Genomic DNA, 6,434 nt, shown 5'->3' on the forward strand with positions numbered 1-6,434 from the left:
GACGAGCCCGTCGACGAAGACGCCTATCGATCGTTTCTAGCCGACTCGTGTTGCCAGACTCGGGAGTTGTCGATTTGGAAGGACAGCGAGTTGATTGCGGTTTCGATTGTCGACTTGGGCCGCGAAAGTACGTCAGCCGTCTACACCCACTTTCGGCCCGAGTACAGTCGATACAGTCTTGGGACGTACGCGGTGTTAAAGCAGATCGAGTGGGCGCGAGCGACCGCACGCCGCTATGTTTACTTGGGGATGTACGTCGCCGAGAACCAGCATTTGAATTACAAGTCCAGGTTCAAACCGCAGCAGCGACTGATCGATGGCAAATGGAGCGATTTCGACGAGGGCTAATATTCACCCTCCCTTCAGGGAGGGGCGGCCGCGATAGCGGTCGGGGAGGGCTGGTGAAACCATGCTTGCACCGTCCATTTCTAACACCCCGAACCCCACCCAGAGCCGGCTGCCGCCGACTCTGACCTCCCCAGCGGGGAGGTGAAATCGAGTTCACCCTCCCTCCGGGAGCCCTGCCGAACGCAACATGATCCGGCCCACCACAATCGTTGCAATCTGCCTCGATCAAAACGCCACACCTAGCATCGCCTCCACTTCCGGAAATGCGGATCCCATTTGTCGTGCACCGCGGAAAACGCCTTTACCTTGCAACTCACTCCCGCGTGCGAAACTGCTCGGGCCCTTCATTTGCTGTAGAATCAAGCGAACCGGTCTCGCGTCTCTTCTCATCCGACTCAGCCCCCCGATCCTGTCATGGCAAAACGCTCTTATCGTCTTTGGCTTCTGCTCGGTTTGATTTGGGGCGCTTCCATCTCGATTCCCGACAGTCCTGCACAACAACCGCTCAGTCGACTTCAATCAGGTGAATTTGCCGCCGCTCGCCAGCAGGCTGCCGCCGCAGGATCACTGCCCCAACGAGATCAATTCCTGGCACAGATCTCGAACGCGCAATCCGCCGTTGGCGATTCCGTCGCAGCTAATTCCACGCTTCGCGGAATCGACTCCGCCGACGCGCGGAACCAAGTCATTGCCAACAACAACGGCGCAGCCGGCGGCAGCTCGTTTGCCGATTTTGGTTCGCTGATGACGTTAATCGAAACCACCGTCGTTCCCGACACGTGGGAATCGCTCGGCGGCCCCAGTACGATGGCACCTTACCCCCAAGGCGTCTTTGTCGACCCGCAAGGAACGCTGCGTGAGTGCCAGACGACCACGCGTACCGACGCAATGGATAATCTAACCGCCCAACTCGGCGAAGCCGCGGCCGCCGGTGATCCCGACGCCTTGTTTTCACCTTTCGCATGGCGCACTCCTTCGCCGCTTCGCAGCATCTCGCTACGTCGTCTGCGAGACGCGCTTTCGCACTACCAAATCTCGGGCCAGAACGTACCCGACTCGATCCAATTTCTTGCGGGTTTATCCGAAGTTCGATTCGTGCAGTTCACTGACGACGATATCATCCTCTCAGGCGAAGTCGGTGGAATCGAAACATTTCAAGGCTGGTATCGTGACCGCGTCACCGCCCGCAACACCTTGCGACTCGACTTTCTGTTGACCTGTCTCGCGGCAGCACAACATCGTCAAGCGTTTGGCTGTACGATCGATCCGACGCGTGAAGGTTTGCAAAACGCAGCCCAGACGGCGGTCGCAATTCAAAACAAATCGATTCCGATCGGCACCGCCGCCGAAGCGGTCCGCGCTGCTTTAGGGATGCAACGGGTCGAAGTGTTTGGGACGGCCCCCGATACCGTGATCGGTTATGTGATGGTCGAGGCCGATCGGCACATGAAACAACTCGCTCTGGGAAAACAGTCGTTGCCCGAAGGAACCGACAATTATCTCGATGCGGTGGATGCTTTGATCGCCCAGGGGCCACCGCAAGATCTGCTGTTGCGGTTGTGGTTCACCGCCGTACCGCGAAGCGTTCGCTCGGACAACGATCGCCGCGTCTTTGAACTCGCGGGGAACCCGATTCGGCTGAGTGGACAGAACGAGCGAGCGATCGCCAGTGGCGAGCGAGGTCATCTGACCAACGATCCACGCACGGAAATGTTTGTCGCGGGGTTTAATCAAGATTGGAATCGGATTCGCCAGCAGTATCCGATTTACGGGGCGCTCGAGTCGATTTATCAAGCTGCTTCGATTGCTGAATTAGCCGAGCGTTATACCGAATCGAGTGTCCATGACGCACTCATCCAAAGCTTGACTCCGTTCAACAGTGATCGCCCGTGGATGTTGACCGCTCCGCGTCAAGTTGAGTCGATCGCGACACTGCACACCGTCCGGCACGGAAAGCAAAAACATCACATCGTAATCGCCAGTGGTGGTGTGTCAGTGGATGCAAAGCAGACACTGCCGCAAGAAATTAACAAGTATGCAGCCCTCGACACCGCCACCGCCTCCGCAGCGGATCGCCCCCATCGAGTCCAACGTTGGTGGTGGGACCAGGGGGAGACAGGGAGACAGGGAGACAGGGAGACAGGGAGACAGGGAGACAAGGAGACAAGGAGTGCTGTGGGGCGGTACGATGTTCCGGTATCGACGATTTTACCCTCCGTCCACGAGCAAGCTTGGCACCCCAGCTAGGCTCAATCCCGCAATCCCTTTTTCAATTGACAATTTAACTTTTTCAATCTCCCTGTCTCCCTGTCTTCCCCCCCCCTCTCTCACTTCTCACTTTCCAATCGCCGTGCCGCCTTACGAGTCAGATAGGGAATTGATTTTTGGATCTTTGCCCAGTCCGCAGGGGCATCCTTTTTCGGGCGGACGACCAAGTTCATGCCGCCGGGGACACGGTCCTGTTGTGTCCGAAACGACTCGCGAATCAAACGCTTCCAGCGGTTTCTTACGACCGCATTCCCTGTGCGTTTAGGAATCGTGACTCCCAATCGACTCGCGGATCCCGGTTCGCTCTTGACCGCAAACAACACTAACACGCCGTCGGCCACGCACACCCCGCGTCGCAGGATCACGGTGAATTGCGAACTGTGAACAATGCGACGCGATTTAGGAAACAGATAACGCACAGAGATTTGCCATGAAGGACGCACGTAGACAGTCAAGTTTGTGAGGCGTTAAGCCAACGAACTTGGTAAAATCACAACCCGAAGCGTTAGTGAGGGACCGAATCATGATCGATATTCCCTCGCTGACGCTTCGGGTTGTGATGGGATAACGAATCATTCAGAACCGGATGCACTTCAAAGGCACCGGACTTCAAAGACACCGGGCACGTTACGCTAGAACGACAAATCGTGTCTCAGGTTCATTGGATTTCGTTCGGCGAACTTTTCAATCAGTTCTTTCGATTCGTCGTCGATTGTTTCCGGTAACCGAATTTGCAATTCGACGATCAAGTCGCCGGCCGAACCGTCGCGGCTGCGGATCCCCTGTCCCTTCAGTCGCAGGCGGCGTCCGCTGCTCGATCCCGCAGGAATTGACATCGCCACCGTACCGCTTGGCGTCGGCACGTCGATCTTCGCGCCCAACGCCGCTTCGGGAAGCGAAACGGGAATCTTGAGTTCCAAGTTCTTGCCGAACCGGCGAAAATGCGGATGGTCTGAAACCTTGATCATCAAGATCAAATCGCCGGTGGGGCCTCCGTTGGGCGACGGTTGGCCTTGTTCACGCAAGCGAATTTTCGAGCCGGTTTCTACCCCCGGCGGAATCGTGACCGATAATTTTTCGTTTTTGCCCGCGCGGTTCAGATAGAACTCGGTCGTGCCCCCGAGCACCGCGGTTTGCAGAGGCAGTTCCAATTCGTGCCGCACGTTCTGGCCGCGTTGTGGTGGCGCCGCTCGGCGACCACGCCCCGCACCTCGGCCTGCCCCGCCGCGGCCTCCCGCACCGCCTCCCATCATCTGTTCGAAGAAATCCGAGAAGCCGCCTTCGAACTTCACGTCGCCGCCGCCACCGCGGCCGCCAAAAATCTGTTCCAGGTCCAAACCGTCAAATCCAGCGCCAGCAGCGGCGTGCGGATTAAATCCCCCACCGCGGATTTTCTCAAAATCGGCACCGTAACGGTCATAGGCAGCACGTTTTTCTTCGTCGCTGAGCACATCGTAAGCTTCCTGAACACGCTTGAATTTCTCGCGTGCCGCTTTGTTATCAGGATTCTTGTCGGGATGATATTTCAGCGCCAGCTTGCGGTGAGCTTTCTTGATATCGTCCTTCGAGGCGTCGCGAGCGACCCCTAAAATTTGGTAAAGATCTTCTGCCACAACTTCAAATTTCGGTACGGTGTAAAGGTTCAAAGAATTCAGCTACGTGCCAACTTGGCAGATTGCTGCGTTTTCGACTAGCAGGAGCAAACCGCGAACCGATTTGAATTCGAAGTTCCACTGCTCCCGAAGCAAATGTGGGATAGGTTTTCAACCTGTCATCGCGGCGGGCTGTACCGAGGATCTTCGGCAACCACCACATGCGACTCCCAATGCGAGCGCAAAACCACTTTTACCTCCCCCCCGGGGAGGTCAGGGCCGGCGGCAGCCGTCTCTGGGTGGGGCTCGGAGTGTTAGAAATCGACCGTGCCAGCGAGAAAGTCACCTCTCTCAACGCAGTTGGGAGAGGTCGAGCAGAGCGTATGGCGATTGCTCGGGTGAGGGCGTCCGAGCAAGTCGAATCGCAACCCCCATCTCGCATCAAGATAGCGCGGTCAGCCCTCACCCGAACGAGGCCTTGAGGGCCCGTCCGACTTCTCCCCGCTTCGCCGGGCGAGGTGACATGCTGGACGCCAGCAAGGGATTCGTAGCGGAAGTCGTCAATTGTGGGATAGGTTTTCAACCTGTCATCACGCTGGGTTTGCCTTTGAATCTTCGACAAATTGTCGCTCGGCTTTCCAAGCCGTTTGCGTGTTCAACCTCCCCTCTGGGTGGGGATCGCAGTGTTAGAAATGGACGCTCCAGTCACTCCCATCACTTCTCGCAGCAGAATCGCTCTCCCTGTATTGGCTCATACCCAACTAAACTAGTTATCTCCATGTCTCCCCCTCTCGGTGTCTCCCCTTCTATTCTTCTCCCCCTCGATTCTTCACTCCTCACCATGCCTCTTTCCTATCTTCGCTTGTCTCTTTGTCTTTTCACGCTCGCCAGCGTTGTCTTGTTCACCGCCATCCCAACGGTTGCGGTCGCGGCAGGCGGCAAATTGACGATTCGCGTCGATGATGAAACGACGGGCGAGCCTGCCAGTGCACGACTAGAGATCTTTCGCGGCGACGAAAGCGGCCGGCGGATGTCGATTCGGCGTACCGTTCCCGCCGGAATTGGTGTCGTGATCGATCGCACCCTCGATGTCTCTTTTCCAGATGGTCCCTACACATTTCGGCTGACCCGAGGCCCAGAGTACCGCGTCATTCGTGGCAATTTTGCACTCGATCCAGAAAGCCTAGATGAGCATGGGGTGCGTTTGCCGCGAATGATCGACATGCTCGACAAAGGCTGGACGAGCGGCGATTGCTGTGTTCTCGCGTCGCCGAACAGTCTGCCGCTGCGGATGGCATCGGAAGATCTGCACGTCGCCGCTGTGCTCGGCCGCGAAGATGCCAAGCCAATCGCCGGCCGTGATCGAGATGATCCTCCCGCCAATGATCCCTCCTGGATTCGCGAAGACGCTGTCCACGACCGAGGACTGCTGTTTTACGGCTTCCCAGTCGAGTTAGAGGAGCCAGTAGAGTTAGAGAAAACGGCTGAGCTCACTGAGGCGAATGTACCAGAGAAAACAGCCGGAAGGCCTAGCAGCAAACTGCCCGTTGTCGCCCGGTTGGCGGCGATTCCGAAAAACGATCCCACTGACATCGAGCACAAAGATGCCAATAACGGTGGGGGCACGGATTTTCGAGTGGCGATTGAAAACCCATTTGCTTGGCCGCTACCGGTCTGGTTAGCGAGCCAGCGAGTGGATGGATTCTTTATTTTGGGAGACTGGCTGCGACTGGACCGCAAGATCATCAATCCGGCGGACGGGCGAGAGCCCGATGGGCCACGGACCGAGCATCCGACGGAGCTTGGGCGATGGGCGGAGCGGATTTACAGCAACCTGCTCGAAGCGGGATTCCGGATTCCACCGCTGGCCGGCAGCGGATCGGACGCACCCACCACGCCAGTTGGCTACAACCGGCTTTACGTCGCAGCGCCGCTGGAAACCTACCGCCAATTGGATGCCGACGCCAATGCCGCAGTGCGAGTGCTTAGTGAAACCGAGTGGTGGCACCGCGCGTTCAGGGGCAATAGTGTCGCGACGAACGGTCCGATGTTGTTGCCGACGCTCAGCGGCCAGATTCCCGGTCACGTGTTCACTGCCAATGGCGGACAGGTGCTAACGCTTCAGCCAGAGATTCAGTTATCGGTCCGCGACCCCGTCGACTACTTAGAAGTGATTCACAATGGTGAAGTGTTTTACAGTGCCCGCTTGGACGAGTTTGCCAAGGC

5 protein-coding genes are annotated in these 6,434 nt (G+C 57.3%); 3 read left to right on the forward strand and 2 right to left on the reverse strand.

From position 1 onward, the window contains the following. Positions 1 to 348: GNAT family N-acetyltransferase (locus tag ABX962_RS26605; protein ID WP_372723917.1), on the forward strand; the 348-nt coding region annotated here is incomplete at its 5' end. A gap of 414 nt (positions 349 to 762) precedes the next feature. Beyond that, a complete protein-coding gene (locus ABX962_RS26610; RefSeq protein ID WP_372723919.1) occupies positions 763 to 2,595 on the forward strand; it encodes a DUF1598 domain-containing protein in 1,833 nt (610 codons plus the stop codon). A gap of 80 nt (positions 2,596 to 2,675) precedes the next feature. Here ABX962_RS26610 and rnpA read toward each other — a convergent pair whose 3' ends face one another. Next, entirely contained in the window at positions 2,676 to 3,071 is a 396-nt protein-coding gene (gene rnpA / locus ABX962_RS26615) for a ribonuclease P protein component (protein ID WP_372723921.1), read from the reverse strand. A gap of 177 nt (positions 3,072 to 3,248) precedes the next feature. Continuing rightward, the gene (locus ABX962_RS26620; protein WP_372723923.1) at positions 3,249 to 4,229 is read right to left on the reverse strand and encodes a DnaJ C-terminal domain-containing protein; all 981 of its coding nucleotides are present in this window, start codon (positions 4,227 to 4,229) and stop codon (positions 3,249 to 3,251) included. A gap of 820 nt (positions 4,230 to 5,049) precedes the next feature. Here ABX962_RS26620 and ABX962_RS26625 point away from each other — a divergent pair. Beyond that, a partial coding sequence (locus ABX962_RS26625; protein ID WP_372723925.1) for a hypothetical protein occupies positions 5,050 to 6,434 on the forward strand: 1,385 nt, incomplete at its 3' end.

The organism is Novipirellula sp., assembly GCF_041583735.1.
Taxonomy (GTDB): Bacteria; Planctomycetota; Planctomycetia; order Pirellulales; family Pirellulaceae; genus Novipirellula.

What these genes read in the sequence shown, in the direction of transcription:
- ABX962_RS26610 (WP_372723919.1), top strand. Translation starts at nt 763, where the DNA reads ATGGCAAAACGCTCTTATCGTCTTTGGCTTCTGCTCGGTTTGATTTGG.